We start from the raw sequence: 26,055 nt of genomic DNA on the forward strand, positions 1-26,055 counted from the left end.
ATTACAGCGCCGCGACGGCAAACTGGCGCGCGCAGCGTTCTTCATGCATCGCGATCGCAGCGTCGATCTGCCGCAAATACGTGCGCTCTTCCAGTAAAGCCTGACGCGCCTCGTAGGGCGTCGTCGGGATGAAGCGCACGGATGCGTTGAGCCGCACCTGCGCGAGCTTCCAGAGGTCGGCCTGAATCACGGCGCCGATCTTCGGATAGCCGCCGGTGGTTTGCGCGTCGCTCAACAGCACGATCGGCTGGCCGTTCGGCGGCACCTGAATCGTGCCCGGTAGCACGGCGTGCGACAGCAGATCGGTCTTCTGCGCGCGTTTGAGCTCGGCGCCGGCCAGTCGGTAGCCCATGCGGTTGCTGTTCGGCGTGACGAGCCATTCGTCGGCCCAGAACGATTCGTGGGCTTGGTCGGTGAAGCTGTCGTATTCCGGTCCGCGCAGCACGCGAATCGGCACGGCCCACGGCACGCCTGACGGGTGACGGCCACGCCGCAGCGGCTCGTGAACCAGCACGAACTTGCACCACGCGGGCGCCTTCACGCCGAACTCCGGCGCCTCGGGCGTGAAGCCGAGGTGGCCGCGTTGCGGCGGCGCGCCGACCGGCAGGCGGTCGCCGTCGCGCAGCGCGCGGCCGCCGAGTCCGCCGAAATGGCCGGCGAGATCAGTGCTGCGCGAGCCGAGCATCGGCAAGACGTCGACGCCGCCCGCCACGCACACATAGCCGCGCATGCCGCGCTTCGCCGCATTCAACACCAGTTCCTGGCCGGCTTGCACCGGCAGGCTCCACCACGAGTAGACCGGTTTGCCGTCGAGCGTCGCGCCGAATTCGGTGCCGGTGATCGCCACTCGTGTGGCGCGCAGAAAGCGCAGCACGGTGGGGCCGAAAGTGATTTCCAGACCCGCCGCATCGGGCCGGTTGCCGACCAGCCGGTTGCCGACTTCGAGCGACAGACGATCGAGCGCCCCGCCCATCGCGACGCCGAGATGCCGGTAGCCGTGACGGCCGAGATCCTGAATCGTGGTCAACAGACCCGCGCGAATCACATCGATCATGCCTGTATCCCCGCGATGGTGAAGCGCACCCGGTCGCCCGGTTGCAGCAGCGTGGGCGGCCGGCGCGCCGGGTCGAAGAGCGGCAGCTCGGTGCGGCCGATCAGCTGCCAGCCGCCGGGCGACGTGGCCGGATAGATGCCGGTCTGTTCGCCGCCGATGCCGACCGACCCGGCCGGCACTTCGAGCCGCGGCGACGCGCGGCGCGGCGTGTGCAGCGCAGCTTCGAGTCCGCCCATATAAGCGAAGCCCGGCTGGAAGCCGAGGAAGAACACCACGTAGTCGCCGTTCGAATGACGTTCGACGACCTCGCGCACGCTCAGGCCCGTGTGATCGGCGACCGTTTTCAGATCAGGGCCGAACTCGCCGCCGTACTGCACCGGAATCTCGACTTCACGGCCCGGCGCGGGCGCGTCGCTCACCGCATTCCAGGCCGCCTGCAGGTGGCTTACCAGCGCGTCGCGGTCGGCCTCGAGTGGATCGAAAACCAGCGTGAGGTTATTCATGCCGGGCACCACCTCCAGCACATGCGGCCACTCGTGCGCGGCAGCGGCCGCCGCCCACACGCGACGCTGGCATTCCAGCGTGGCAGGCGGCGGCGCTTCGCAGACTAGCGCGGTATCGCCGAGCGGAAAGATTCTTGGTTGGCTCATGAATTAACGGCCCAGGTCGAGTCGGGGGATTCGGGCAACGCACACCCTTCGAGTGGTTATCGGCATCGGTGAGGTGACGATTGAAGCGTACATTATCAATAAAATATCAACAATTTATCAATAAGCGTTTTTGCCAGGCTCCCTGGGACCGAGCGCTCGTCGTACACTCCCGACACCTTCCCAATCCGCCTCTCGAGAACCTTTGCCATGTCGCGCCATCCCACCAAGATCGTCTCCTCGGAACATCTCGTGTCCGAGACCAGCGCGGAACTGTCGGAACTCGAGTACGCGCTCATCATGGCGGGCAACGCTTTCAACCGATGGATGGTGCGCTGCATGTCGGCGGCGGGCGACAAGGACATGACCGCTATCGAGGTCTCGCTGCTGCATCACGTCAGCCATCGCGAGCGCCGCAAGAAGCTGGCGGACATCTGCTTCGTGCTGAACATCGAAGACACGCACGTCGCCACCTACGCGTTGAAGAAGCTCGTAGCTAGAGGGTATGTAAAAAGCGAAAAGACCGGCAAGGAAGTGTTCTTCTCGGCGACCGACGCCGGCCGCGAGCTCTGCCTGAAATATCGCGAAGTGCGTGAGAGCTGTCTCATCTCGACGCTGAAGGAAAGCGGCCTGACCAACGAGCAGATCGGCGAAGCGGCGCAGTTGATGCGCAACGCGTCCGGCCTCTACGATACCGCCGCGCGGGCGGCCGCGTCCTTATAACGCGGCGCGGCCGGCTTTGCGGCGGCGCAATGGCCGCGCCGTGCCCGCCGGCCGCTCAATCCGCCGGGCGCGGGTAGAGCGCCGCCTCGGTGACGATCAGGTCGAGCGGAATGTCGTGGCCTTCGCGGTGTAAAGACGGCGTGCGGCACGCCTCGTAGGCGATACCCACGGTGATGGGCTTCTTCGCGCCCGGCCACGCAGCCAGCGTGCGATCGTAATAGCCGCCGCCGTAACCGAGGCGGTAGCCATGAGCGTCGAAACCGACGCACGGCACGAACAGCAGTTCGGGCGTCACAATGCGTCCCGAGGTCGGCTCGGCGATCTTGTGGTGGCCGATCTTCATCGGCGTGTCGGGCGTCCATGCGTGAAATTCGAGCGGCACGCCGCGCTCCCTGATCACCGGCAGACTCGCTTCGCGTTGCGGGCTTGCCGCGAGCCAGACCGAGACCGCTGCGCGTGCGTCGAACTCACCGGCGAGCGGCCAGTAGAACCCCACGCTGTTCGCGCCGTACTGCTTCAATGCATCGAGCAAGTGCCGTGCGAGCGCGGCGTTGCGCGCCGGCTCGGAAGCGGCTTTCAGCCTTGCTTCCAATAGCATTTTACGCAGCGCCTTTTTCGATTCCGCGGCAGGGTTGCATGCTATGCTTGGGTCCAATTCGCGCTCCAGAAACAACGATGTCAAAACGCCTTTACCGAGTATATCGCGCGGCCGGCCTGGCGCTTGCCGCTGCGGCACTCGTCGCGTGCAGCACGGCCTCCGCCGTCAAGCCCCTTCCTCTTTCGCAACTCACGAACGACGACCAGATCTTCGTCCAGCTGCGCGAGGCATCCCGCACGAACGACGCGGCGCGCGCGGCGCAGTTGGCCAGCATGATTCCGGGCTATCCGGCGCCCGCCTATCTGGAGTACTTCCAGATCAAGCCGCAATTGTTCGATTCGAGCGGGCACGCGCGCATCGACGCACCTGACGCGCCGGTGCTCAGCTTCCTGCAGAAATACGACGGCCAGGCGATCGCCGACCGCATGCGCAACGACTACCTCACGGTGCTCGGCGCGCGTCACGACTGGCGCAATTTCGATCAGCAGTACGCCCGCTTCGTACTGAACGACGACACCCAGGTGAAGTGCTATGCGCTCGAATCGCGCGCCTCGCGCGGCGAAAACGTCGCCGACGCGGCCCGCGCGCTGCTCGTCGATCCGAAGTGGTACGGCGACGGCTGCGTGGACCTGATCAACGCGCTGGCGATCAACCAGCAGTTCAGTTCCGCCGACGTGTGGCAACAGATCCGCCTCGCCTACGAACAGAACTACACCAACACGGGCGCGAAGCTTGTCGACGCGCTCAGCAACCAGCCGCCCGACCCGGTGCTGTTCAATCAGGCCACCACCACGCCGCCGTTGCTGCTGGCGCGCGGCGTCGGGCCGGATACGCAGTCGCATCAACTCGCGTTGCTGGCCATCACGCGCATGGCGCGCAACGATCCGGCCATGGCCGCCGCCACCTTCGCGTCGGTGGCGCCGTCGCTGAGCTCGCCGGAGCGCGCCATCGGCTGGGGCACCATTGCCTATCAGGCCGCCGCCAAGCAGATGCCGGGCGCGGTGGACTGGTATCGCCTGTCGGTGAATGCGCCGCTGTCGAACCCCGCGTATGAATGGCGCACCCGCACCGCATTGCTCGCGGGCGACTGGACAATGGTGCGCTGGTCGATCGAACAGATGCCGGCGGCGCTGCGCAATCAGCCGTCGTGGGTGTATTGGCATGCCCGCGCGCTCAAGCAGGCGGGCGACACGACCACGGCCAACCAGGAATTCGAGTCGATTTCGCCGGGCTACAATTTCTACGGCCAGTTGGCGGCGGAAGAACTGGGCCGGAAGATCACGGTCCCGCCCAAAACCGCGGTGAGCGACGCTGAAGTGCAGGAGGCCGGCAACACGCCCGGCTTCGATCTGGCGCAGCGATTCTATGCGCTGAATCTGCGGCTCGAAGGCAATCGCGAATGGAACTGGCCGCTGCGCAACATGAGCGACCGGCAACTGCTCGCAACCGCCGAATACGCACGCCGCATCCAGTTGTATGACCGCACAGTCAACACGGCGGACCGCACGAAGAGCGAGCACGATTTCTCGCTGCGATATCTGTCGCCGTTCAAGGACATCGTCGAGCGCGATTCGCAGTCCAATGGGCTGGACGTGGAATGGGCGTACGGTCTGATTCGCCAGGAGTCGCGCTTCATCATGAATGCGCGCTCGGAAGTCGGCGCGAGCGGTTTGATGCAGTTGATGCCGGGCACCGCGCAACTGGTCGCGAAGAAAATCGGGCTGGGTCCGATCTCGCGCGAACAGATGAACGACATCAACACCAACATCCTGCTCGGCACGAACTATCTGTCCATGATCTACAATCAGTTCGACGGGTCCGCCGTGCTGGCCACTGCGGGCTATAACGCGGGCCCCGGCCGTCCGCGCAGCTGGCGGCAGTCCTTGCAGCATCCGGTGGAAGGCGCGATCTTCGCTGAGGCGATTCCGTTCCAGGAAACGCGCGACTACGTTAAGAATGTGTTGTCCAACACGGTCTACTATGCGGCATTGTTCGAAGGCCGTCCGCAATCGCTGAAGGCGCGTCTGGGTTATATCGCACCGTAAGCGCCGTGCCGCCGCCGCGTCGTTTCGAGCGGCGGCGCGCCACGCCAGCCGTTGCCGCGGCTTCCACCAGGGAGTCGAAAATGCGACACAAAGCCATTGCGATCATCGGCGGTTCCGGTTTTATCGGCAGCCATCTCGTCAACGCCCTCGTCGAAGTGGGCAAAGACGTGCGCATCGCCACCCGGCGGCGCTACAACGCCCGCCATCTCACCCTCCTGCCCATCGACGTGATCGAAGCGGACGTGTTCGATCCGGTGCAACTCGCGCGCTTTGTCGAAGGTGCCGATTGCGTGATCAACCTCGTGGCCACGCTGCACGGCAAACGCGGCAAGCCATACGGTCCGGAATTCGCGCGCATGCATGTGGAGTTGCCGACCCGAATCGTAGCGGCATGTGAAGGCAAGGGCGTGCACCGGCTGATTCATATCAGCGCGCTAGGCGCCGACTCGAACGGCCCGAGCATGTACACGCGCTCGAAGGGCGACGGTGAGAAAGCCGTGCATGCGGCAAACCTCGCGTGGACGATTTTCCGTCCCTCCGTGGTGTTCGGACCGGAAGATCAGTTCCTCAACAAGTTCGCGGTTCTGCAGCGGATGTTTCCGATGATTCCGCTCGCCATGCCGGACGCAAAATTCCAGCCGGTGTACGTCGGCGATGTGGCGAAGGCGATCGTCAACGTGCTCGATCTGGACGCCGCCGGCGGCCGCACCTATGAACTGGGCGGCCCGACCGTTTACACACTCGAAGATCTCGTCAAATACTGCGGCGACGTGATCGGCAAACATGCACGCATCATCCGTTTGCCGGAGGCGTTGGCGCGCCTGCAGGCGCTGACTTTCGAAATGGCGCCCGGCGAACCGGTGATCTCGCGCGACAATCTCGACTCGATGAAGGTCGACAATGTGTTGAGCGGACCGCTCGCGCCCGAGCTCGGCATCGAGCCGGCCAGCATCGAAACGATCGCGCCGATCTATCTGACCGGCGCGTCGACGCGTTCGCGTTTCGACACGTTCCGCGCCAGCGCCGGACGCTGAATTTCCCTTCTCATTCCTTATACAAAGCATGAAGCTGCTTATTGGTGACAAGAATTATTCGTCATGGTCGATGCGCCCATGGCTGCTGTTCAAACATTTCGGCATTCCATTCGAGGAAGTGCTGATTCATCTGAATGAGCCGGACACCAATTCGAAAGTGCTCGCGTACGCGCCGTCGGGTCCGGGCAAGATCCCTTGTTTGATCGGCGACGACGGCTCGGCCACGTGGGATTCGCTCGCGATCGCCGAAACACTGGCTGAGCGGTTCCCGCAACATGCGCTGTGGCCGCGCGACGCGGCGGCGCGCAGCCACGCGCGCAGCGTGAGCGCGGAAATGCACTCGGGTTTCGGCGAACTGCGCACGAATATGTGGATGAATATTCGCGCGTCGTTCCCTGGCAAGAACGCCACGCCGGGCGCGCTCGCCGATATCGCGCGGATCGAGGCGATCTGGCGCGACTGCCTCGACACCTACGGCGGCCCATTCCTGTTCGGCGAATTCAGCATTGCCGACGCAATGTATGCGCCGGTCGTGATGCGCTTCCGGACCTGGCAGCCGGCGCTGTCGGCCGTGTCCAAAGCCTATATGCAGCGCGTGACGGAACTGCCGGCGGTGAAAGCGTGGATCGACGACGCGCTGAATGAAACGCATGCGATCGCTTATCAAGACGTATGCCCATGAACATCTATGCCGTAGGCGGCGCGATCCGCGACGAGTTGCTGGGCGTACCGGTGCAGGACCGTGATTACGTGGTGGTCGGCGCGACGCCGGAGCAAATGGTGGCGCAAGGCTACCGCCCGGTGGGCAAGGACTTTCCGGTGTTCCTGCATCCGCAGACCCACGAGGAGTACGCGCTCGCGCGCACGGAGCGCAAGACGGCGGCCGGCTATCACGGTTTCCAGTTCTTCTATGCGCCGGACGTCACGCTCGAAGAAGACCTGGCGCGCCGCGATCTGACCATCAACGCCATGGCCCGCGAGGTGCGCCCGGACGGCGAGCTGACCGGCCCGGTAATCGATCCGTTCAACGGCCAGGGTGACTTGCAGGCGTGTCTGTTTCGTCACGTGAGCGACGCGTTTCTCGAAGACCCCGTGCGGATTTTGCGGATCGCGCGGTTTGCGGCGCGCTTTGTGGATTTCACGGTCGCGCCGCAGACGCTGGCGCTGATGCGCAAGATGGTGGCCGACGGCGAAGTGGATGCGCTGGTGGCCGAACGCGTTTGGCAGGAAGTGTCGCGCGGTCTGATGGAAAAGAAGCCGTCGCGCATGTTCGAGGTGTTGCGCGAGTGCGGAGCGTTGGCGCGGATTCTGCCGGAAGTCGACGCGCTGTTCGGCGTGCCGCAGCGCGCCGACTATCACCCTGAAGTGGACACGGGCGTGCACGTGATGATGGTGGTCGATCATGCTGCACAGCAAGGCTATACGCTGCCGGTTCGATTCGCCGCTCTCGCGCACGACCTCGGCAAGGCGACCACGCCCGAGGACGTGCTGCCGCGGCATATCGGCCACGAGGGGCGCAGCGTGGATCTGCTGAAGCCTTTATGCGAGCGGCTGCGCGTGCCGAACGATTGCCGCGATCTTGCGCTGCTGGTTGCGCGCGAGCACGGCAACATTCATCGCGTGATGGAAATGGGCGCTGCCGCGCTGGTGAGGCTGATCGAGCGCAGCGACGCGATTCGCAAACCCGCGCGCTTTGCGGAAGCCTTGCAGGCATGTGAAGCCGATGCCCGCGGGCGGCTTGGATTTGAGACGCGGGACTATCCGCAAGCCGAGCGGCTGAGAGTGGCGCTCATCGCCGCGCGGGGCGTGGACGCCGGCGCCGTGGCCAAACGGCTTGCGGATGCGCCGGCCGGAATCAAGGACGCCGTGCATCAGGAGCGAGTCCGGGCGGTGGAAGCAGCCCTCGGCTAAGGCTGCCTGCTTGCGTGAGCGGCGGCGAGTGTGGGGCTCACTTCGATGCCGCCGCGCCTGCAGGCAACGGAAACCTACAGCAGTCTGGCGAGGAGCGACAACACCATCGACAAGACCAGCGTCGACATGAACGGAAACGGATACTCGCGGCCGAAGAGGCGCAAGGTCACGTCCCCCGGCATGCGCCCGATGCCGATTTTCCTCAGCCACGGCCAGCACGACGACAACACCGCCACGGCGATAAACGTAGTCAACAGCCAGCGGATCATCGTCGGTTCCTGATGCAGGAATTCACAGCGTATGCGAGCGGTCGCCGCTCGCGAATGCTTGCAGCGTGTCGTCCAGGCCGCGCGAGAAGGCGATGACCTTGAACAGTTCACCCATCTCCGCCTCCGATAGCAGCTTCTGCACGGCGTTCGCCGCGGGCAGATACTGCTTGATGTCCGTGGGATCGATCGCGGACAACGCCTCGGTAATGCCCGCATTGAGCAGAAACCGCGCTTGCGACGTGAAGCCCAGCAAATCCGCGCCCGTCTCGACGCCGGCCTCGGCAATGCCGGTGAATTCCACGTGCGCCGTAATGTCCTGCAAACCCGGGTACAGGAAAGGATCGCCGTGCGCGCGGTGCCGGTAATGGCACATCAACGTGCCTTGCGCGCGCTGCCCATGGTAGTACTCGTGACGCGGAAAACCATAGTCGATGAACAAGGCCGCGCCGCGCGCCAGCATCGTGCAGATGGTGCGCGTGAATGCGCTCGCGGCTTCGTGCGTTTCCGTCACGTAGTCTTCGCCGGCTGTGTCGATGTCCGACAGCAGCGCGAGGTCCGCGGCGGCGGACACGGGCCGGTCGTCGAATGCGAATGCTTCGCTGCGCCACACCACGCCGCGTTCGTGCCAGGCGCCGCCGGTGAAGGCGAACAGCCGCACGGGCATCGCGTCCAGCACTTCGTTGCCGATCACCACTCCCTCGAACCGCTCCGGCAACGCATCCAGCCAGCGCACTTTGGCGGCGAGCGCGGGCGCCGCGGCTTCGATCGTTTCGCGCTGGCGCTCGCGCAGTTCGCCCGACAGATCCACGATCGAGTAGCTGTCGAATGCGGTGCCCAATGCGCCGAGCGCATTGAGCACGCCGGCGGCGAGCTTGCCCGTGCCGGCGCCGAATTCCATCACGTCGCGCGTGCCGCTCGCCTGCAAGGCTTCCGCAACCGGGCGCGCCAGCGTCGCGGCGAACAGCGGCGACAGTTCCGGAGCGGTGACGAAGTCGCTGCCGTCATCGCCGCGCAGACCGAATTTGCGGGCGCCGCCGCTGTAGTAGCCGAGTCCCGGCGCGTACAGCGCCCGTTCCATGTAGCGGTCGAACGGCAGCCAGCCGCCGGCGGCGTCGAGCTCCGCACGGATCTGCGCGACCAGCGCTTCGGACTGCGCAAGCGCGCTCGGGCCGGGAGCAGGTAAACTATCGGGTTGGTGAGCTTTCGGATTCATCCCCGCATTGTAAATGACCGCCTCTCTGGACACCGGCGCCGCCCGCGCGCCTCAAACGCCCCGCGTCGTACTGATTACCGGCGCCGCCCGCCGTATCGGGCGGGCGCTCGCGCTCGGCTTCGCCGCGCGCGGCTGGGACGTGGCCGTCCATTACGGCGCCTCGCGGGCGCAAGCCGACGAACTGGTCGCCGAAATCGCCGCGCTGGGCCGCCGGGCGGTCGCGCTGCACGCCGAATTGGGCGACGAGGCGCAAGTCGAACGGCTGTTGCCGGCTTGTATCGACGCCTTGGGCCGGCCGTCGTGTATCGTCAACAATGCGTCGCGCTTCGAGGAAGATACGGCGCACACCGTCGGTTACGAGCTGCTGCTGAAACTGACCGCAATGAACGTCGGCGCGCCGCTGGTGCTGGCGCGCGGGTTGTACGAATTGACGCCCGAGGCCGCACGCACCGACGAAAGCCTGCGCAGCGTCGTCATCAACGTGCTGGATCAGAAGCTGTACAACATGAATCCGGACTACCTGTCGTATACGCTGACCAAGGCGGCGTTGCAGACAGCCACGGTTGCGCTCGCCCAGGCGCTGGCGCCGAAAGTGCGCGTGGTCGGGCTCGCGCCCGGTCTGACGATGCAATCCGGCGATCAGACGCCGGACGGTTTTGAAGCCGCTCACCGTACTACGCCTTTGGGCCGCGCGTCGCGGGCCGAGGACATTGTCGCCGCCGCGCTGTATCTCGCGGATGCCGCGGGTGTGACCGGAACGACGCTGGTGGTCGACGGCGGGCAGCACCTCGTGCCGCTGCCGCGCGACGTAATGTTTTTGACGGGCGCCTGAAGCGCGTGGCCAGTCGCCAATCTGGCGGCCGCCGCACCTTGAAGCGCCCCTTTGCGTGCTCCGCACGCTTTTTTCGACTGGAACGAACATGTTTGCCGCTCTTTCGCATCCCCGGCTCGCCGATTGCCGCCGGCTCTTTCTGCGCAATTACGAAGTGCACATCAACATCGGCGTGCATGACTTCGAAAAGCGCGGCGAACAGCGCGTCGTGATCAACGTCGAACTGTTCGTGCCGCTCGCGCTGTCCACGCCGGTTCAGGACAAGCTGGACGAAGTGGTCGACTACGACTTCATGCGTTCGACCATCTCGCGCCGTGTCGAGCAAGGCCATATTCACCTGCAGGAAACGCTTTGCGACGACCTCGTGAAGACCATGCTCGAACATCCGCAAGTGCGGGCCGCGCGCGTGTCGACGGAAAAGCCGGACGTTTATCCTGACTGCGACGCGGTGGGCGTCGAAGTCTTCCGTATCAAAGAGGATTGAGCCATGAATGCTCCGGAAATCCTGAACGGCGCCACGGCCGCCGCAGCCGCTGACGCAACCGGCGCCACGCCGGCCGCCGCGCGTGCGAAGTCGCCGCTCACGCGCCGCGAACAGAAGGAAGCGTACGAGAACAACAAGCTGTTCAAGCGGCTTGCGCGCCAGGTCGGCCAGGCGATCGTCGACTTCAACATGATCGAGGACGGCGACAAGGTGATGGTGTGCCTGTCGGGCGGCAAGGACAGTTACGCGATGCTCGAAATCCTGATGCGGCTGCGCGAGCGCGCGCCGATCAACTTCGACATCGTCGCGGTCAATCTCGACCAGAAGCAGCCGGGCTTTCCCGAGCACGTGCTGCCCGAGTACCTGAAGCAACTCGACATTCCGTTTCACATCGAGAACCAGGACACGTACAGCATCGTCAAGCGGCTGGTGCCGGAAGGCAAGACCACCTGCTCGCTGTGCTCGCGGCTGCGGCGCGGCATTCTGTACCGCGTGGCGGGCGAACTCGGCGCGACCAAGATCGCGCTCGGCCATCATCGCGACGACATTCTGCAAACGCTGCTGCTGAACATGTTCTACGGCGGCAAGCTGAAGGGCATGCCGCCCAAGCTGCAATCGGACGACGGCAAGAATATCGTGATCCGCCCGCTCGCCTACGTGAAAGAAACCGATCTGGAGAAGTACGCCGAGCTGCGCGAATTCCCGATCATTCCTTGCAACCTGTGCGGCAGCCAGCCGAATCTCAAGCGCGCGGAAATGAAGGCGCTGGTGCGCGACTGGGAGAAGCGCTTCCCCGGCCGCATTGAAAATATGTTCAATGCGTTGTCGAACGTCGTGCCCTCGCATTTGATGGACCACAAGCTGTTCCCGTTCGCTGGCCTGCGGGCAACCGGCGAGGCCGATCCTCAAGGCGATATCGCGTTCGACGAAGAGCCGTGTTCGACCGATGCCGGTAATAGCGCGACGCTCGGTGGAGCGCAATCGATTGCGATCGTCCAGTTTGACGATCTTTGACCAAAACGCCCGTGGAATGGGCGTCTCCGCCCATTTCAGCTTGCAACGAGGCCGCGACAGCGGCCTTTTTCGTTAGAGGGTGCGTGTTAGAATCGTCGGCTCCAAACTCGTCTATTTGCCGTGCCATGAACATTGTGATTTTGGCGGCAGGCACCGGCAAGCGCATGCGGTCCGCGCTTCCCAAGGTGCTGCATCCCCTGGCCGGTCGGCCGCTTCTCGCTCACGTCATCGACACGGCTCGCACGCTCAAGCCCACGCATCTCGTGGTGGTGATCGGCCATGGTGCCGAAGCCGTGCGCAACGCCGTCGCCGCGCCTGACGTGCAGTTCGCCGTGCAGGAACAGCAACTCGGCACGGGCCACGCGGTGCAGCAGGCGTTGCCGCTGCTCGATCCGTCCGCGCCCACGCTGGTGCTGTATGGCGACGTACCGCTCACGCGCGCGAGCACGCTGCAGGCATTGACCGACCGTGCGGGGCAGGGCGGCTACGGCGTGCTTACCGTCACGCTCGCGGACCCGAGCGGCTACGGCCGCATCGTGCGTGATGCGCAGGGCAAGGTGGCGCGCATCGTCGAACAGAAAGACGCTACGCCCGAGCAGCTCGAGATCGCCGAGATCAACACGGGCATCATCGTGGCGCCGACCGAGCGCCTGGGCGGCTGGCTCGCCGCGTTGAAGAACGACAACGCGCAAGGCGAGTTCTATCTGACCGACGCGGTGGAAATGGCGATCGAAGCCGGACTCGAAGTCGTCACCACGCAACCGGACGACGAGTGGGAAACGCTCGGCGTGAACAGCAAGCAGCAGCTTGCCGAACTGGAGCGGATTCATCAGCACAACGTGGCGGGCGCGTTGCTGGTCGCGGGCGTGACGCTCGCCGATCCGGCGCGTCTGGACGTGCGCGGCACGCTCGAATGCGGCCGCGATGTCTCGATCGACGTGAACTGCGTGTTCGAAGGGCGTGTCACGCTCGCCGACAACGTCACCATCGGGCCGAACTGTGTGATCCGCAACGCGAACATCGGCGCCGGGACGCGCGTCGACGCGTTCACGCATATCGAAGGCGCCGAAGTCGGCGCGAATGTCGTGCTCGGGCCGTATGCGCGGTTGCGCCCCGGCGCGTCGCTGCACGACGAGTCGCATGTCGGCAACTTCGTCGAGGTGAAGAACGCGGTCCTCGGTCACGGCTCGAAGGCGAATCACCTCACCTATATCGGCGACGCGGATATCGGTGCGCGGGTGAACATCGGCGCGGGAACCATCACCTGCAACTACGACGGCGCGAACAAATTCCGCACGATTATCGAAGACGACGTGTTCGTCGGTTCGGACACGCAGCTGGTTGCGCCGGTGCGCGTGAAGCGCGGCGTGACGATCGCGGCGGGCACCACGGTCTGGAAGGACGTCGAAGCGGACGCGCTGGTCCTGAACGACAAAACGCAAACGAGCAAAGCGGGCTACGTGCGCCCGACCAAGAAGAAAAGCTGAAGGGCTGATGCGCGCACGAGGCGCGCTCCTTGAAACCCGGCACTAGCACTGAAAAGGAATGGGCCATGTGTGGCATTGTCGGCGCGGTAGCGCAACGTAATATCGTTCCGGTCCTGATCGAAGGACTGCGTCGCCTCGAGTATCGCGGCTACGATTCGTGCGGCGTGGCCGTGCTCGGCGCCGACGGTCCGCGCCGTGCGCGCAGCGTGGCGCGTGTAGCCGATCTCGATGAGCAGGTGAGCGAGAGCCATCTCGAAGGCATCACGGGTATCGCGCATACGCGCTGGGCGACGCACGGTGCGCCGGTTACAGACAACGCGCACCCGATCTTCTCGAAAGACGCACTCGCGTTGGTACACAACGGCATCATCGAGAACTACGAAACGCTGCGCGAAATGCTGCGCGGCAAGGGTTACACGTTCGTCTCGCAGACCGACACAGAGGTTATTGCGCATCTGATTCACAGCCTGTATCGCGGCGATCTGTTCGCGGCCGTGCGTGAGACCGTCGGGCAATTGCACGGCGCGTATGCGATCGCCGTGTTGCATAAGGACCAGCCGCATACGGTGGTCGGCGCGCGGCAGGGGTCGCCGCTGGTGGTTGGGCTCGGCCAGGGCGAGAACTTCCTCGCCTCGGACGCGCTAGCGCTCGCGGGCAGCACCGAACGGTTCATCTTCCTCGAAGAAGGCGACGTCTGCGAACTGTCGCTCGAGGGCGTGCGCATCGCCGATCGCGACGGCTATGAAGCGCAGCGCGAAGTGCGTCAAGTGGCGGCGTATGGCGGAGCGGTCGAACTCGGCCCGTATCGCCACTTCATGCAGAAGGAAATTTTCGAGCAGCCGCGCGCGATCACCGACACGATCCCGCAATCGGATTCGTTCGACCCGTCGCTATTCGGCGAGGGCGCGGGCAAGGTGTTCGCGGAGATCGACAGCCTGCTGATTCTGGCGTGCGGTACGAGCTACTACTCGGGGTTGACCGCGAAGTACTGGCTCGAATCGATCGCCAAAATCCCTACTCAGGTTGAAATTGCCAGCGAGTATCGCTACCGCGAATCGGTGCCGAATCCGAAGTCGCTGGTCGTGGTGATCTCCCAATCGGGCGAAACGGCGGACACGCTGGCAGCGCTCAAGCATGCGCAGGATCTCGGTCACCCACATACGCTGGCCATCTGCAATGTCGGCACGAGCGCCATGGTGCGGCAGACCGAGTTGTCGTTCCTGACGCACGCGGGCCGCGAGATCGGCGTGGCATCGACCAAGGCATTCACCACGCAACTGGTTGCGCTGTTCGTGCTGGCGGCGACGTTGGGCAAGCTGCGCGGGCGTCTGAGCGGAGAGCAGGAAGCCGAATACCTGAAGCAGCTGCGTCACTTGCCGGCCGCGTTGAATAGCGTGCTCGCGTTGGAGCCGCAGATCATCGCGTGGTCGGAAGAGTTTTCGCGCAAGGAACATGCGCTGTTCCTCGGGCGCGGGTTGCATTACCCGATCGCCCTGGAAGGCGCGCTGAAGCTCAAGGAGATTTCGTATATTCACGCCGAGGCGTATCCGGCCGGCGAGTTGAAGCATGGGCCGCTCGCGCTCGTGACTGAAGCCATGCCGGTGGTGACCGTGGCGCCGAACGACGCGCTGCTGGAAAAGCTGAAGTCGAATATTCAGGAAGTGCGCGCGCGCGGCGGTCAGCTGTATGTGTTCGCCGACGCGGATACGAAGATCGTCAACGACGAAGGTTTGCATGTGATCCGGATGCCGGAGCACTATGGCCTGTTGTCGCCGATTTTGCATGTCGTACCGCTGCAGTTGCTGGCGTATCACACCGCGTGTGCGCGAGGTACGGATGTGGACAAGCCGCGAAATCTGGCGAAGTCGGTAACGGTGGAGTGAATGAGCGGGTGCTCGCTTCATGCGTGCAGGTTGAAAAAAACCACCTTCCCGGTGGTTTTTTTTCGTCCCTGCGGTCGAGCGCAAACACCTCTCACTCCCGCACCAATTCCACCGCTGCCGCCGAAATAAACTCCGCACGCACGCTATCGCCGACTTTCAACTGCCCGAGCGAAATCCCGCTGGCGGCCCTGAGCACCTGTTGATGCCTGGGGCCACGCAGCGTCACCATGCGGTTCTTGCGATCGATCTTCATTACCGTGGCGACCACCTTCACGCTATGCGCCGACGACGCGTAGCCCGCCGAAGCCGGTATGGCCGCGGTCGTCTCCACGCGTTCGCGCACACCCCTGGTGGACAATTTATCTATGCTGAGCAGCAGCGCCTGCTGATACGCAACATTGAGCCTGTCGCCGATCCTGAGCCGGCTGACATCGGCAAGGGCGGGATTGACGTCGACATCAGCCAGATCGCCGCGCGGACCGCGCAGCGTGACGCTATTCGTGACGGTATTGATTGCGACGACGCGAACCTGAGCGTGAACCACCTCGGCGCGTGCGAGCGCCTGCTGCCCGGCGGGGATGTCGGCGTCCTGCGCGAAGCTGGATTGCCAGGGCGCGAAGGCGATGACGCTTACCAGCATAGCCGCCCCCCACATGACAGCGGCCGATGAACCGATTCTGCGCGGACAGGTCATTTGCTGCTCCGGAAGTGATCATCACGATTCATTGCCGCAAGCATTCAATCCAGGCGATCAACGCAAATCCGCCGCGCTTTCGCGCCTACAACTCCGGGCGCGCCAGGTCGCTGGCGACAATGTGTTCGCCGTACACCTGCGCCGCCGCGATCGCTTCCAGCTTGGTCGCATACGGCCCGAGTTCGGGCGCGCCGTCGAATGGGAAGAGCACGCGTGCGTCGGTGGTCCGAACCACTTTCAATACGCCGAAAAAACGCTTGTAGCCGGCGAGTTTCGACGTCGCTGAAATTTCAAAATCGTCCTCGGACGTCGCGGGGACGCTGGGAATGAATGCAGTCTTGCTCATACCTGGAAACATCGCCTGTTCAATGGGCCGACACCGGCAAGAAACGCCCAGCCTACACCCGGTTGTGCCGGGAGACATTTGCCGGCGGGTTTCATTGTCTCAAATCCGGGCGGATTCGACCGGCGACCCCACCAGCAAATCGGCGGCCGGCAGGTAACGCCGCCCTAGCCGGCCGCCGGTATCGTCAAACGCCTTTCACCGCCGCCGCGTGCTCCGCCGCCAGCGCGACATCGCGCTCGTTCACCTTCACGAAGCTCGGGCGCGAGCAAATGCGGGCGACATAATCGACCAGGACCGGAGATTCAGGCACCAGCTTGAACATCATTCCCCAATGCAAGGCGATGCCCCACAAGATATCCGCAGCCGACATGGTCTCACCGAGCAGGTAGGGCGCGGCCTGCAACGGGTTCGTCACCGTGGCGATCATCGAATCGAAATCGCCGTACGGGGAGGTGGCGAGCGGCGCGGGTTCGCGCTTCGTCGCCTTGTCGACCAACGCCGGTTCGTAGCATGCCGCGTAATAGACCAGCCAGCGCAGATACGGCCCGCGTGACGGGTCATCGAGCGCCGGCGCGAGACGGGCCTCGGGAAACAGGTCGGCCAGATAGATAAAGATGGCGACCTGTTCGGTGACCAGCGCATCGCCGTGGAGAAGCGCCGGCACTTTGCCGAGTGGATTGATCGCGAGATAGGGGGCTTTGCGCTGCTCGCCGGCCTTCATGTTCAGCACCTTCAGTTGATACGGTGCGCCGAGTTCCTCGAGCAGCGTCAGCGCGCTGACGGAGCGGCATTGCGGCGAGTGGAACAGCGTGATCGTGCGGTCTGTGGTCATGAAGGGAGCCTTTTCGAATGAGCGTGCGGCACACAAAGAACCGGCTTCGAAGCAGCGACGCTGCGCCGGGACGCCTTCATCCTAAGCGCCTATACCTGTCAGTTCGTGTCAGGTATGGCTACACTTGTCCGCATGAGAGCGAGCCGCCTTCTTTCCATCCTGATGACGCTGCAGGCGCGCGGCCGCGTCACGGCGCAGTCTCTCGCCGACGAATGCGCGGTCTCGTTGCGCACCATCTATCGCGACATCGACGCCCTCGGCGCCGCAGGCATTCCGGTTCATAGCGAGCGCGGGTCCGAAGGCGGATACCGCTTGCTGGACGGCTATCGCACGCGGCTGAACGGCTTGTCCTCACAGGAAGCGGAGTCATTGTTTCTCGCCGGCCTGCCGGGGCCGATGCAGGCGCTCGGTCTGGGCGCGGTGATGGCCGGCGCACAGACCAAGTTGCTGGCCGCGCTGCCGCTCGAACTGCGCGCGAGCGCGCAACGCATGCGCTCCCGCTTTCATCTCGACGCGCCGGCCTGGTTTTCCGGCGCGGATGAGCCTGCACTTCTGCCGTCGATCGCGCGCGCGGTATGGGAGCAGCATCCGCTGCACATTCGCTATCAGAGCTGGAAAGCCGAGAAGTTTCGCCGGATCGAGCCGCTTGGCATCGTGCTGAAAAGCGGGGCGTGGTACGTGGTCGGCCGCGTCGGGGCGGATGTGCGCATTTACCGTATCTCGCGCATCCTCGAATTGAGGGTGCTCGATGAGACGTTCGAGCGCCCGCCCGCGTTCGATCTCGCCGCCTATTGGCAGGACAGCACGCAGCGTCTTTCCGAGGAATTGCACGCGAGCGAAGCGACGCTGCGCCTGTCGCCATGGGGCATGCGGATGCTCGAAGCCTTCACGTCACCGTTCGCGCGCTCGGCGGCGATCATCGGCGAGCCCGATCCCAACGACGGCTGGCGCACCGTGACACTGCCCGTCGGTTCGGTGAGGCAGGCGTGCGCGGAGCTGCTGCGCTTCGGCACCGAGGCCGAGGTGCTGGCGCCGCCTGAGTTGCGCGCGCACATGTCGGAGGTGGCCGCGGCGCTGCATCGCCGTTACGCGCGTTGATGGGGGCAGGTGGGTTTTCCGCTGTTCGATCCCCACGAAGTGGCCAACAAGGACCTCGCGACGACCACGCGAAACTGAAACACGAGCCATACGCGGCGCGTTTCACGGGCGTATTCGGTCGGCCAGAACGTTTTCGCTGACCGCGCGAAGGCGTTCCCGCAGGCCGTTCACGCGACCGGGCGTTTCGAGCTTGAGGATCCGCGTTCCATCTTTACACGAGCAAGTCCGGCGACTACCGCGCCACTAAATTGCAACTAACGGCACATTTACCGAGAGACGAAAAACTGTTCGACAGCCCGGCAGGCGGCAATTGTGCCAAGCCGACGAGCACCCTGATCTGGTCAACGCTTGATCTCGACGACGTCGCCGCTCCCGTCGCGACGCTCAACGACTGCTACGTGCCGAAGCCAGCCGGATCGCCCTGAATCAGGTAAAAACCTCAATCGGGGCCACGTTTCCTAAGACGAATTTCGACCCGATCTGGGTCTAATTTGGGGGCAGAGCTATAATGACCGGATCCCCTTTTCTTCCCGACCTCCGTTATGAGCCGGTTACTTTGCCTGATCGTGCTTTCGCTCGGCCTGATGCAGACCGCGGCGGCCGACGAAAACACCGAGCGAATGTCCGCGTATCTGACGCACAAATTCGGCTTGGCGAAGGAAAAGGCTCAGAAGATTTCGGACGCCGTGCAATCCGCCGCTTCGAAATATTCCCTCCCGCCGGCGCTCCTACTGGCGATCATCTCGATCGAATCCCGTTTCAAGGAAAAGGCCAAGGGCGCCAACGGCGCGACCGGGTTGATGCAGGTGGTGCCGGGCGCGCATCGCGGCCTGCTGAGGAACGTCAAGGACCTCACCGAACCGACCGCGAACATCGAAGTGGGCTCGGCAATCCTGTACGGCTATATGCGCTCGGCCAACGGCGACATGAACGCCGCGCTCAAGAGCTATGGCGGGTCGCAAGCCTACGCGCAGAAAGTGAGCCTGCGGGTCGAAGATTTCGCGGCGGTCGCCACGCCGCAAGACGCCGCCCAGCAGGCGGACGCGCAGGCCGGTGCGTGCGCCGCGCAGCCTGTCTCCGACCATTGCGCGGCGCTGGACGATTGGGCCGGGGCGTTCACCGTCCCTGCCGTCAGCGCCGGCGGGAAAACTGCCGCGGCCGCGTCGTCAACACTTCCCGCTGCGTCGCACTGAGCGACAACCTGTTTCCCTCTGCTTGACTTCCCGCCACGGCGCCACGGCTGCGGCAATGCGCTGTCACGTCCCGTAAGACATCGAGTTGCGTGCTTTTTACGCATAGTGGGCAACCGCTCTACAATGCATTCCCATTCGCGCCTACGCCGCACCCCTTCCGATCGACTATGCTGACCTCGATTTCCAGAACCACAGCCGCCGCGCTTGTCGGCCTGCTGACCCTTGCCGCCTGTGGCAGCACGCCGCAAACGAAATTCCAGCAGGAATCATTCGAAACAGGCGCGAGCCCCTATGCGCGCAATTTCAACTCGAACGCCACGGACAGCTGCGAGGCCGCCCGTCGTGCTCTGCTAAGCCAGGGCTATCTGACAACCATGACGCGCAACGACACCGTCGACGGCACCAAGAATTTCCAGCCGTCGGGCGATAGCCACGTGGTCGTCGAATTTCATGTGGTCTGTACGCCAGGGGAGGAGGCGAGCGACACCAGCATCGTCTACGTCAATGCCGTGCAGAACGGCTTTGCGCTGAAGAAGAGCGATACCTCGGCGAGCGTCGGGCTGAGCGTGCTGGGTTCGCTGTCGTTGCCGATCCGCTCGAACAGCGACGCGATGGTCAAGATCTCGAGCGAGACGATTCCGTCGGGCAAGTTTTACGACCGCTTCTTCGGGCTCGTCGACCACTATCTGCAGACGGTCGTGCGCACGCAGCCGGTGGCGAGTAGCCGCATCGAGACACGCCTTCTGCCGATGCCGGTCGAGGCGACGGCACCCGCTCCCGGAATGTCGGACATGATCGGCACAGCTGCGTCCGCGCAGCCGGCCAGCGGGGTCGGCGTGGCGCCTTGAGTCATCCTCTGCAGTTCGCGGATCAAGGGCTGAACAAGGCCTGATCCGCCTTTGATCTCATCGCGATGCATCACTTATCCTATGTCTTTTACTTCAGACGTATACATACGTAGTAATAGTTAACAAGGGTTAACCCCTTTTGTGGATAACTCCCAAATGTTCCGTCACATCAACGTCATAGAAAACCCATAACCCTACAGAATACGTCTGTAGAAAAACTACAAATCCGGGATAACTTTGATGGGGCTTGGCTGACAGGCCGTCTTATCAAGATTCCACACACAGGCTGTTCCATGCGATATCCCGGAGTTATTCATAGGAAATTGTGGATAACTCGCTTCAGAGATCGGTTTTTTCAACTCTTGCCGGGCAAGTTTTCAACTTCGCCAAGCGCTCGCCACCGTACAGACCGCGGCACTGTGCACGCGCACATTGAAAACGGACGGTACAAAGATTGCGTCTCTCTTTTTGCAAGCGCAACTGTTGCTATTTAGTCAAAAGCATTTCGGCAACGGCTGATCCAGGCATAAAGTTAAAGTGTTTCCTGAAGTTATTGGTGCGGTGCGGGGGTGTGGAATGAAACGCAGAACAGCACGACAGCTTGTCCGTCTTCTTTCGGATATTCGACATGCCACCCATTGCAGCACACTGCGGGCGGCAGCCACCAACCGGGCCATCACGCTCGCATCCGCTGAACACGACGCGGACGCCGCCGACAGCGACGACAACAGCGAAGCCTCGCGCGACGCGCATCAAGACAAGCCAGTCCGGAGCGGATCATGAGAATGGCGAGCGAACAGTCGCTGCGGTTTCTGGTGGAGAAATGGCTCGCGCCGGAGCCGTCCGTGCCGGTTCATGTCACCGAATTCAGCCGCACCCGGCTTGGCGGCCGCCGGTATGTGCGCGTCGAGACTTCGGTTGGCGCAGGCTCACGCGGGTTGTTCTTCTTTCGACACGACGACGGCTGCTGGTGTGTGTTTCCGCCTACAGCCGACTCGCCAGCCTTGTTCGAGCACTCGCGGGCTGCCTGAGGGCGGCAAACAATCCAACGGCAAGCCCACCGACGCCGACCGCCCGCGCAACTGTCCGGCTCGCTTGCACCCTGCGAAAGGGCCACTAGCTGCATCCTCAAGACGATGCGCGCGGCAAGCGGTCACGTCCGCGTGGCCAGGCCGGCATCACCTGACACACGATCAACCCCGCCAGCATCAGCGCGCAGCCGAACAGCGCGCGCGCCGATAGCGTCTCACCGAGCACGAGCCAGGCCGCCAGCGCGGCGAACACGCCTTCCATGCTGAAGATCACCGCGGCATGCGACGGCGCCGCATGCTTCTGCGCGACCACCTGAATCGTATAAGCGACGCCGACTGACAGCGCCCCGCCGTACACGATGGTCGGCGCGGCGCGCGCGATCACCGCGAGGCTGAACGGCTCGATGGCAAGACCGACGGCGAGGCACCCCAACCCGCACGTCACGAACTGCACGAGCGCGAGCATCAGCGTGTCGTGACGCTGCGCGAAGCGTCCGACCAACATCATCTGCATGGAGATCACGAGTGCGCCGGCTAGTTGATACCAGTCGCCGTACAGCATCGAAAACTGTTCGTTCACGCTTAGGAAGTACATGCCGACGGCCGCGAGCGCCGCACCGAGCCACGTGCCGAATCCCGTGCGATGCTTGAACAGCACGCCCAGCAGCGGCACGATCACCACGTACAACGAACTAATGAAGCCCGCATTGGCCACCTTCGTGTATTGCAGGCCGACCTGTTGCAACGAAATCGAGGCGGCCAGCACCACGCCGAGGAGCGCCCCGGCGCCTAGCAGTTCGCGTGCGCCACCGGGCTCGCGCTTCGACAGTTCGGAAAGCGCGGAGCGCCGGATGCAGACGATCAGCGTCAGCACGACGAGCGCGCCGAGCAGGAAGCGTAATCCGGTGAACAGAAAAGGTCCGATCGCGTCGAGACTCAGGCGTTGCGCGACGAACGCCGAGCCCCAGATCATTGCGGCGATCAGCATCAGCAGATTGGCCTGCAGGTGTTGGCGGGTTTCGGCTTTCAAAGGTGGTCTTTCAAGTTCGATGGTGGTGGCGGTGTTCGCGCTTAACTGACTGCGCCGACTCGGGCGGCGCGTCGCCGCCCGGCCGCAGACATGATACTGGGCGCCAGGGCCTCGGGACGTCCGCACCCTCGATGCCGATGCGATCGAGCTCGAATAATCGACTCGATCCGATCGAATGAGCCATCGACCCATCGACTCACTGCCGCTCGCTGCCCGGCCGACTCGCGCGATAATCGCGCGTCGGCCATCCGACCGATGCGCGACCGACTCCACGATCCGGCTGATTTTCAGGCAAACGCAATGGATGAGAAAGACTGGATCGCCGGCGCCGCGAAAGCGCTGGCGATCATCGAAGCATTCGACGAAGAGCACGCCCGCATGACACCGACCATGGTGGCAGGCCGCGCAGGCCTGTCGCGCACGGCGGCGCGGCGCTATCTGCTGACGCTGCGCGAACTCGGCTACGTGGATACCGACGGCAAGCTGTTCTGGCTCGCGCCGCGAGTTTTGCGCCTCGGCCAGTCGTATCTGGATTCGGCGCGCTTGCCGCGCACCGTGCAGCCGTTCCTGCAGCGCATTACCGCGACGGTGCAGGAAACCGCGCTGGTCGCGATCCTCGACGAACACGACGTGGTGTACGTGGCGCGCAACGGAGTCAATCGGGCGATGGCGGTCGGCTTCGTGCTCGGCTCGCGCGCGCCCGCGCCGTTGTCGTCGGCGGGGCTGGTGTTGCTGGCGTTTCAGGCGCCGGAGAGCATCGAGCAGTGGCTCGCGTCTTACCCGATCAAGGTGTTCACCCCCCACACCTATTCGACCATCGAGCAGTTGCGCGACGTGCTCGGTGAAATTCGCCGCAATGGCTATGTGGTCACCGACCAGCAACTGGAGTTGGGCGTGCGCGGCGTCGCGGTGCCGTTGCGCGACCGGCATGGTTCGGTCGTCGCGGCGATCAGCGTCAGCATGCCGATCGGCCAGGAGTCGGCGAATGCCGCTTTGCACCGGGTGTTGCCGACCCTTCTGGAGAACGCCAGCCTGCTGCGCAACCTGGTTTGATGCGCGCTAGGTGAATCCCCTGGTAAGGCTCGCTTATCGAGTGAAAGCGTGCCGAAAGCAAGCTGTCTCCCGGAAAATACATATCGAGTTTTGCGCATGACAAACCGCCTACACTGCGTAATACTCTCCCGCGGGGAGCGGGAAGGCGCCGCAAGCCCTGTCTGCTCTACCGTGCAGCTTATTCATTCACATTGACTCAGTCGTCCAGGTTTGGGGAACAACACATGAAAAAAGTTATCGTCTCGCTCGCAGCCGCTTCGATCGCGCTGGTTTCCGTTCAAGCTTTCGCACAAGCGTCGGACGCAGCGCCCGCTGCTGCAGCAAGCGCGCCGAAGAAGCACCACGTCAAGAAGCTGAAGACGCACGGCAAGCGCGCTCCGGTTTCGGCAGCCGCTTCGGCAGCTGGCACGAACGACAAGGGCACGCAAAACTAAGCTGCCGCCCGAGTCTTCGGGCCAGCTTTACCGGTTGACCACGCCGCGCCGCTAGTCGGCTGGCGTAAGGTGATCCGGCTAAAGACGTCGCAAGCAAAAAGGCCAGAGCTCGTGCTCTGGCCTTTTTGTATTCGGCGCGCGGTGTTCGCGGCGATTAGCCCGCAAGACCGCGCTTGATGACTTCGTTCAGCAGCCCGGTCATACCGTCGGGATGGGTCGCGGCCCGCTCTTTCAACTCGGTCACCAGATCGCCGTTCAGCTTGCAAGCGAATGCGACGAGGCCCTGTGCCTGATCGAGCTTGCGCTGTTCGCGGCGATCGAGCTTCGGCTCGGCGGCCGCGGCCTTGCCGAAGCGTTCGGCGGTCGACAGCTTCATTGCATTGTTCAACTTGAGTGCCTTGTTCTTTTCAAGGTCGGTTTTTTTCATCGCCATACGGAAGGCCTCTGCCAGATAAGTAATCCCGCATTGTACGCACCGCGCCGGACCGGACAGAAGATGAACCTGAATCGAAGCTCATGCGGACCGGCCAGGTGCGGCAGCCACGCTGTCCATCAGTGCGCGCATTCTTTGCCAATGCGTGCCTTCCCAGAACACACGACGGCACACGTCGCAGGTGACGAACTGCGCATGCCGTTCCAACACGCCGTCGGGGGCACGCGTGCCGACTTCTTCCTTGGGGATCCGCCGTAGCGGCACATTGCACATCAGACACAAGCGAAACGGTTGCGCGCTGCCTGCCAGATCGAGCCGTTCAAACACTTCGCGCAATTGTTCGCGCGGCCTGAGCGTGCGGACGTAGCAGCCATGCGTGATGCTGCGGCGTTTCAATAACTCGCGGTCGCGCGTCAGGACGATGCGCTGTTGCGCGGCGGCGAGCGCTTCGATGTCGGCGTCGGGAAAGTGGTTGTCGTACAGCGTATCGAAGCCGGCAAGCCGCAGCAGCGGGGCAAGGCCGCCCAGATGCGCGTCGGCGATGAAGCGCACCACCCGCAGCGGCCGCTCGCGCACGCGCAGGAGCGGCTGGATGTCGAGCGCTTCAAACTTCGGATAGACGGCTATGCGATCGCCGTCCGAGAGGGGATGATTGAAACTGACCGATTCCCCGTTGACCAGAATCAGTTCGACCTCGGTGTGCGGCACGCCGAGCGCTTCGATCATGTGCTTGGCGGTGGCACCCGGCGCGCAGGCATAACTGAACGCGCGCCGGCGCAGCGGGCGGGCGAGAAAATCGTTCAGCTCCTCGTAGAAGCGGAAGGTCGCGGTCACCATCACCGCAGTATCGCACCGTGTTTCATTGCGTGCTGTCCTGCACATGTCGCATGGGTATGCTTTACTTCCAGTTCTTTAGAAGACGGAGCGACAGATGGACATCGGTTTTATCGGTCTCGGCGAGATGGGTGCCGCGATGGTTGCAAACATATTGAAAGCTGGGCATCAGGTGCGCGTGTGGAATCGCTCGCCGGAACGCGCGCAGCCGCTCGTCGACGCAGGCGCGCGGGTCGTCGCGACGCCGGCCGAAGCGTTTGCCGGCGACGCCGTGTTCTCGATGCTCGCCGACGATAACGCGTTGCGCGAAGTCATCACCGCCGCCCTGCTGGAACATGCGCCGCGCGGGCTGATTCACGTGAACATGGCGACGATCTCGGTCGCGCTGGCCGAGGAACTGGCGACGGCGCACGCATCGCGCGGCGTCAACTATGTCGCGGCACCGGTGTTGGGCCGGCCCGATGTCGCGGCGGCAGGCAAGCTGACCATCGTGGCTGGTGGACCGGCCGAGTCGATCGACCGTTTGCAGCCGATTTTCGACGCCATCGGCCAGAAGACCTGGCGTATCGGCTCGCTGCCGCAGCAGGCGAACGTCATGAAGCTCGCCGCTAACTTCATGCTGGGCGCGGCGGTCGAGACGCTCGGCGAGGCGGCCACGCTGGTGACCGGGCATGGTCTGGCCATGCAGGACTTTCTCGATGTGATCACGAGCGGCCTGTTTCCGGGCCCGGTCTATTCGGGCTACGGCAAGCTGATCGCGGAGCAACGCTACGAGCCGGCGCTGTTCAAGGCGCGTCTCGGCCTGAAGGACATACGTCTTGCGCTGGCCGCGGCCGAAGCCGTGACGACGCCGCTGCCGATCGCGAGCGTCGTGCGCGACAGCCTGATCGAGGCCGTGGCGCACGGTGACGGCGAGAAGGATTTCGCCGTGCTGGGCCAGGTCGCCGCACGGCGAGCCGGGCGCTAACCGTCACTGACAGTCGGCAATGACGGGCGCGGGCGGGCATAATAGCCGCCCGATCCTACTGCGCCGCG

At 63.8% G+C, this 26,055-nt stretch carries 29 protein-coding genes; 18 read left to right on the forward strand and 11 right to left on the reverse strand.

The window, feature by feature from the left end; translation table 11 throughout:
• Position 1: 1 nt before the first annotated feature.
• Together CJU94_RS06335 and pxpB are read right to left on the reverse strand one after the other, a co-directional pair.
• Complete coding sequence (locus CJU94_RS06335; protein WP_095417991.1) at positions 2–1,054, reverse strand: 5-oxoprolinase subunit C family protein; 1,053 nt, start codon at positions 1,052–1,054, stop codon at positions 2–4.
• Positions 1,051–1,704, reverse strand: coding sequence for a 5-oxoprolinase subunit PxpB (gene pxpB, locus CJU94_RS06340; protein WP_095417992.1), 654 nt, complete (start codon positions 1,702–1,704; stop codon positions 1,051–1,053). Before pxpB ends, CJU94_RS06335 begins: the two co-directional genes overlap by 4 nt.
• A gap of 207 nt (positions 1,705–1,911) precedes the next feature.
• Between pxpB and CJU94_RS06345 the strand changes: the two genes are divergently transcribed.
• Complete coding sequence (locus CJU94_RS06345; protein WP_095417993.1) at positions 1,912–2,424, forward strand: winged helix DNA-binding protein; 513 nt, start codon at positions 1,912–1,914, stop codon at positions 2,422–2,424.
• A gap of 55 nt (positions 2,425–2,479) precedes the next feature.
• Here the strand turns inward: CJU94_RS06345 and CJU94_RS06350 are convergent, their stop codons facing one another.
• Positions 2,480–3,022: a 5-formyltetrahydrofolate cyclo-ligase gene (locus CJU94_RS06350; RefSeq protein WP_244220926.1), complete on the reverse strand. Its 543-nt coding sequence runs from the start codon at positions 3,020–3,022 to the stop codon at positions 2,480–2,482.
• A 77-nt stretch (positions 3,023–3,099) separates the two neighbouring features.
• Here CJU94_RS06350 and CJU94_RS06355 point away from each other — a divergent pair, with 77 nt between their 5' ends.
• The 4 genes from CJU94_RS06355 (at position 3,100) to CJU94_RS06370 (ending at position 8,012) form a co-directional block, all read left to right on the forward strand.
• Positions 3,100–5,067: a lytic transglycosylase domain-containing protein gene (locus CJU94_RS06355; protein ID WP_095417994.1), complete on the forward strand. Its 1,968-nt coding sequence runs from the start codon at positions 3,100–3,102 to the stop codon at positions 5,065–5,067.
• A gap of 80 nt (positions 5,068–5,147) precedes the next feature.
• The gene (locus CJU94_RS06360; RefSeq protein ID WP_095417995.1) at positions 5,148–6,101 is read left to right on the forward strand and encodes a complex I NDUFA9 subunit family protein; all 954 of its coding nucleotides are present in this window, start codon (positions 5,148–5,150) and stop codon (positions 6,099–6,101) included.
• Between the two features lie 28 nt (positions 6,102–6,129).
• The gene (locus CJU94_RS06365; RefSeq protein WP_095417996.1) at positions 6,130–6,783 is read left to right on the forward strand and encodes a glutathione S-transferase family protein; all 654 of its coding nucleotides are present in this window, start codon (positions 6,130–6,132) and stop codon (positions 6,781–6,783) included.
• Positions 6,780–8,012 (forward strand): multifunctional CCA addition/repair protein, encoded by a 1,233-nt coding sequence (locus tag CJU94_RS06370; protein ID WP_095417997.1) that lies wholly within the window; start codon positions 6,780–6,782, stop codon positions 8,010–8,012. The genes CJU94_RS06365 and CJU94_RS06370 overlap by 4 nt, the downstream gene beginning before the upstream one ends.
• Before the next feature lie 74 nt (positions 8,013–8,086).
• Here CJU94_RS06370 and CJU94_RS06375 read toward each other — a convergent pair whose 3' ends face one another.
• Positions 8,087–8,281 carry a DUF2905 domain-containing protein gene (locus tag CJU94_RS06375; protein ID WP_007179893.1) on the reverse strand — a complete coding sequence of 65 codons (195 nt, stop codon included), beginning with the start codon at positions 8,279–8,281 and terminating at the stop codon, positions 8,087–8,089.
• 22 nt (positions 8,282–8,303) lie between these two features.
• The gene (locus tag CJU94_RS06380; RefSeq protein WP_095417998.1) at positions 8,304–9,494 is read right to left on the reverse strand and encodes a class I SAM-dependent methyltransferase; all 1,191 of its coding nucleotides are present in this window, start codon (positions 9,492–9,494) and stop codon (positions 8,304–8,306) included.
• Positions 9,495–9,507: 13 nt separating this feature from the next.
• Here CJU94_RS06380 and CJU94_RS06385 point away from each other — a divergent pair, with 13 nt between their 5' ends.
• The 5 genes from CJU94_RS06385 (at position 9,508) to glmS (ending at position 15,194) form a co-directional block, all read left to right on the forward strand.
• The gene (locus CJU94_RS06385) at positions 9,508–10,326 is read left to right on the forward strand and encodes an SDR family oxidoreductase (RefSeq protein WP_095417999.1); all 819 of its coding nucleotides are present in this window, start codon (positions 9,508–9,510) and stop codon (positions 10,324–10,326) included.
• 88 nt (positions 10,327–10,414) lie between these two features.
• Complete coding sequence (locus CJU94_RS06390) at positions 10,415–10,810, forward strand: dihydroneopterin aldolase (RefSeq protein WP_095418000.1); 396 nt, start codon at positions 10,415–10,417, stop codon at positions 10,808–10,810.
• A 3-nt stretch (positions 10,811–10,813) separates the two neighbouring features.
• Entirely contained in the window at positions 10,814–11,824 is a 1,011-nt protein-coding gene (ttcA, locus tag CJU94_RS06395; protein ID WP_095418001.1) for a tRNA 2-thiocytidine(32) synthetase TtcA, read from the forward strand.
• Between the two features lie 125 nt (positions 11,825–11,949).
• On the forward strand, positions 11,950–13,311 hold the full coding sequence (gene glmU / locus CJU94_RS06400; protein WP_095418002.1) for a bifunctional UDP-N-acetylglucosamine diphosphorylase/glucosamine-1-phosphate N-acetyltransferase GlmU: 1,362 nt from the start codon (positions 11,950–11,952) through the stop codon (positions 13,309–13,311).
• Positions 13,312–13,376: 65 nt separating this feature from the next.
• Positions 13,377–15,194, forward strand: coding sequence for a glutamine--fructose-6-phosphate transaminase (isomerizing) (gene glmS, locus CJU94_RS06405; RefSeq protein WP_095418003.1), 1,818 nt, complete (start codon positions 13,377–13,379; stop codon positions 15,192–15,194).
• A 91-nt stretch (positions 15,195–15,285) separates the two neighbouring features.
• Here the strand turns inward: glmS and CJU94_RS06410 are convergent, their stop codons facing one another.
• The 3 genes from CJU94_RS06410 to CJU94_RS06420 all read right to left on the reverse strand — a co-directional run bounded on the left by CJU94_RS06410 (position 15,286) and on the right by CJU94_RS06420 (position 17,066).
• On the reverse strand, positions 15,286–15,834 hold the full coding sequence (locus CJU94_RS06410) for a copper-binding protein (RefSeq protein WP_244220927.1): 549 nt from the start codon (positions 15,832–15,834) through the stop codon (positions 15,286–15,288).
• A 139-nt stretch (positions 15,835–15,973) separates the two neighbouring features.
• A complete protein-coding gene (locus CJU94_RS06415; RefSeq protein WP_095418005.1) occupies positions 15,974–16,234 on the reverse strand; it encodes a DUF6723 family protein in 261 nt (86 codons plus the stop codon).
• A 184-nt stretch (positions 16,235–16,418) separates the two neighbouring features.
• Positions 16,419–17,066: a glutathione S-transferase family protein gene (locus CJU94_RS06420; protein WP_095418006.1), complete on the reverse strand. Its 648-nt coding sequence runs from the start codon at positions 17,064–17,066 to the stop codon at positions 16,419–16,421.
• Positions 17,067–17,180: 114 nt separating this feature from the next.
• Here CJU94_RS06420 and CJU94_RS06425 point away from each other — a divergent pair, with 114 nt between their 5' ends.
• The 5 genes from CJU94_RS06425 (at position 17,181) to CJU94_RS06440 (ending at position 21,236) form a co-directional block, all read left to right on the forward strand.
• On the forward strand, positions 17,181–18,164 hold the full coding sequence (locus CJU94_RS06425) for a helix-turn-helix transcriptional regulator (protein WP_244220928.1): 984 nt from the start codon (positions 17,181–17,183) through the stop codon (positions 18,162–18,164).
• A 542-nt stretch (positions 18,165–18,706) separates the two neighbouring features.
• Positions 18,707–19,357 carry a lytic transglycosylase domain-containing protein gene (locus CJU94_RS06430; protein WP_095418008.1) on the forward strand — a complete coding sequence of 217 codons (651 nt, stop codon included), beginning with the start codon at positions 18,707–18,709 and terminating at the stop codon, positions 19,355–19,357.
• 167 nt (positions 19,358–19,524) lie between these two features.
• Positions 19,525–20,205 carry a DUF2242 domain-containing protein gene (locus tag CJU94_RS06435; protein ID WP_095418009.1) on the forward strand — a complete coding sequence of 227 codons (681 nt, stop codon included), beginning with the start codon at positions 19,525–19,527 and terminating at the stop codon, positions 20,203–20,205.
• A 576-nt stretch (positions 20,206–20,781) separates the two neighbouring features.
• Positions 20,782–20,988, forward strand: a complete 207-nt coding sequence (locus tag CJU94_RS40770; RefSeq protein WP_157763723.1) for a hypothetical protein — start codon at positions 20,782–20,784, stop codon at positions 20,986–20,988.
• On the forward strand, positions 20,985–21,236 hold the full coding sequence (locus tag CJU94_RS06440; RefSeq protein ID WP_095418010.1) for a hypothetical protein: 252 nt from the start codon (positions 20,985–20,987) through the stop codon (positions 21,234–21,236). The genes CJU94_RS40770 and CJU94_RS06440 overlap by 4 nt, the downstream gene beginning before the upstream one ends.
• A gap of 97 nt (positions 21,237–21,333) precedes the next feature.
• Here the strand turns inward: CJU94_RS06440 and CJU94_RS06445 are convergent, their stop codons facing one another.
• Complete coding sequence (locus CJU94_RS06445; protein ID WP_095418011.1) at positions 21,334–22,266, reverse strand: DMT family transporter; 933 nt, start codon at positions 22,264–22,266, stop codon at positions 21,334–21,336.
• Between the two features lie 300 nt (positions 22,267–22,566).
• On the opposite strand from CJU94_RS06445, the gene CJU94_RS06450 reads away from it, so the two are divergent.
• Both CJU94_RS06450 and CJU94_RS06455 read left to right on the forward strand, forming a co-directional pair.
• Positions 22,567–23,319, forward strand: a complete 753-nt coding sequence (locus CJU94_RS06450) for an IclR family transcriptional regulator domain-containing protein (protein ID WP_091798262.1) — start codon at positions 22,567–22,569, stop codon at positions 23,317–23,319.
• 224 nt (positions 23,320–23,543) lie between these two features.
• On the forward strand, positions 23,544–23,753 hold the full coding sequence (locus CJU94_RS06455; protein WP_095418012.1) for a hypothetical protein: 210 nt from the start codon (positions 23,544–23,546) through the stop codon (positions 23,751–23,753).
• Positions 23,754–23,907: 154 nt separating this feature from the next.
• Here CJU94_RS06455 and CJU94_RS06460 read toward each other — a convergent pair whose 3' ends face one another.
• Both CJU94_RS06460 and CJU94_RS06465 read right to left on the reverse strand, forming a co-directional pair.
• Positions 23,908–24,186, reverse strand: a complete 279-nt coding sequence (locus CJU94_RS06460; RefSeq protein WP_095418013.1) for a hypothetical protein — start codon at positions 24,184–24,186, stop codon at positions 23,908–23,910.
• Positions 24,187–24,267: 81 nt separating this feature from the next.
• Positions 24,268–25,023, reverse strand: a complete 756-nt coding sequence (locus tag CJU94_RS06465; RefSeq protein WP_095418014.1) for a Mut7-C RNAse domain-containing protein — start codon at positions 25,021–25,023, stop codon at positions 24,268–24,270.
• Between the two features lie 94 nt (positions 25,024–25,117).
• On the opposite strand from CJU94_RS06465, the gene CJU94_RS06470 reads away from it, so the two are divergent.
• Positions 25,118–25,987, forward strand: a complete 870-nt coding sequence (locus CJU94_RS06470) for an NAD(P)-dependent oxidoreductase (protein ID WP_095418015.1) — start codon at positions 25,118–25,120, stop codon at positions 25,985–25,987.
• The last annotated feature ends 68 nt before the right edge of the window (positions 25,988–26,055 follow it).

Source organism: Paraburkholderia aromaticivorans (assembly GCF_002278075.1).
In the GTDB taxonomy this organism is placed as follows: Bacteria; Pseudomonadota; Gammaproteobacteria; order Burkholderiales; family Burkholderiaceae; genus Paraburkholderia; species Paraburkholderia aromaticivorans.

Coding starts and splice junctions, on each gene's coding strand:
- CJU94_RS06335 (WP_095417991.1), bottom strand. CDS start 1,054: ATGATCGATGTGATTCGCGCGGGTCTGTTGACCACGATTCAGGATCTC.
- pxpB (WP_095417992.1), bottom strand. CDS start 1,704: ATGAGCCAACCAAGAATCTTTCCGCTCGGCGATACCGCGCTAGTCTGC.
- CJU94_RS06345 (WP_095417993.1), top strand. CDS start 1,912: ATGTCGCGCCATCCCACCAAGATCGTCTCCTCGGAACATCTCGTGTCC.
- CJU94_RS06350 (WP_244220926.1), bottom strand. CDS start 3,022: ATGCTATTGGAAGCAAGGCTGAAAGCCGCTTCCGAGCCGGCGCGCAAC.
- CJU94_RS06355 (WP_095417994.1), top strand. CDS start 3,100: ATGTCAAAACGCCTTTACCGAGTATATCGCGCGGCCGGCCTGGCGCTT.
- CJU94_RS06360 (WP_095417995.1), top strand. CDS start 5,148: ATGCGACACAAAGCCATTGCGATCATCGGCGGTTCCGGTTTTATCGGC.
- CJU94_RS06365 (WP_095417996.1), top strand. CDS start 6,130: ATGAAGCTGCTTATTGGTGACAAGAATTATTCGTCATGGTCGATGCGC.
- CJU94_RS06370 (WP_095417997.1), top strand. CDS start 6,780: ATGAACATCTATGCCGTAGGCGGCGCGATCCGCGACGAGTTGCTGGGC.
- CJU94_RS06375 (WP_007179893.1), bottom strand. CDS start 8,281: ATGATCCGCTGGCTGTTGACTACGTTTATCGCCGTGGCGGTGTTGTCG.
- CJU94_RS06380 (WP_095417998.1), bottom strand. CDS start 9,494: ATGAATCCGAAAGCTCACCAACCCGATAGTTTACCTGCTCCCGGCCCG.
- CJU94_RS06385 (WP_095417999.1), top strand. CDS start 9,508: ATGACCGCCTCTCTGGACACCGGCGCCGCCCGCGCGCCTCAAACGCCC.
- CJU94_RS06390 (WP_095418000.1), top strand. CDS start 10,415: ATGTTTGCCGCTCTTTCGCATCCCCGGCTCGCCGATTGCCGCCGGCTC.
- ttcA (WP_095418001.1), top strand. CDS start 10,814: ATGAATGCTCCGGAAATCCTGAACGGCGCCACGGCCGCCGCAGCCGCT.
- glmU (WP_095418002.1), top strand. CDS start 11,950: ATGAACATTGTGATTTTGGCGGCAGGCACCGGCAAGCGCATGCGGTCC.
- glmS (WP_095418003.1), top strand. CDS start 13,377: ATGTGTGGCATTGTCGGCGCGGTAGCGCAACGTAATATCGTTCCGGTC.
- CJU94_RS06410 (WP_244220927.1), bottom strand. CDS start 15,834: ATGCTGGTAAGCGTCATCGCCTTCGCGCCCTGGCAATCCAGCTTCGCG.
- CJU94_RS06415 (WP_095418005.1), bottom strand. CDS start 16,234: ATGAGCAAGACTGCATTCATTCCCAGCGTCCCCGCGACGTCCGAGGAC.
- CJU94_RS06420 (WP_095418006.1), bottom strand. CDS start 17,066: ATGACCACAGACCGCACGATCACGCTGTTCCACTCGCCGCAATGCCGC.
- CJU94_RS06425 (WP_244220928.1), top strand. CDS start 17,181: ATGGCTACACTTGTCCGCATGAGAGCGAGCCGCCTTCTTTCCATCCTG.
- CJU94_RS06430 (WP_095418008.1), top strand. CDS start 18,707: ATGAGCCGGTTACTTTGCCTGATCGTGCTTTCGCTCGGCCTGATGCAG.
- CJU94_RS06435 (WP_095418009.1), top strand. CDS start 19,525: ATGCTGACCTCGATTTCCAGAACCACAGCCGCCGCGCTTGTCGGCCTG.
- CJU94_RS40770 (WP_157763723.1), top strand. CDS start 20,782: ATGAAACGCAGAACAGCACGACAGCTTGTCCGTCTTCTTTCGGATATT.
- CJU94_RS06440 (WP_095418010.1), top strand. CDS start 20,985: ATGAGAATGGCGAGCGAACAGTCGCTGCGGTTTCTGGTGGAGAAATGG.
- CJU94_RS06450 (WP_091798262.1), top strand. CDS start 22,567: ATGGATGAGAAAGACTGGATCGCCGGCGCCGCGAAAGCGCTGGCGATC.
- CJU94_RS06455 (WP_095418012.1), top strand. CDS start 23,544: ATGAAAAAAGTTATCGTCTCGCTCGCAGCCGCTTCGATCGCGCTGGTT.
- CJU94_RS06460 (WP_095418013.1), bottom strand. CDS start 24,186: ATGGCGATGAAAAAAACCGACCTTGAAAAGAACAAGGCACTCAAGTTG.
- CJU94_RS06465 (WP_095418014.1), bottom strand. CDS start 25,023: ATGGTGACCGCGACCTTCCGCTTCTACGAGGAGCTGAACGATTTTCTC.
- CJU94_RS06470 (WP_095418015.1), top strand. CDS start 25,118: ATGGACATCGGTTTTATCGGTCTCGGCGAGATGGGTGCCGCGATGGTT.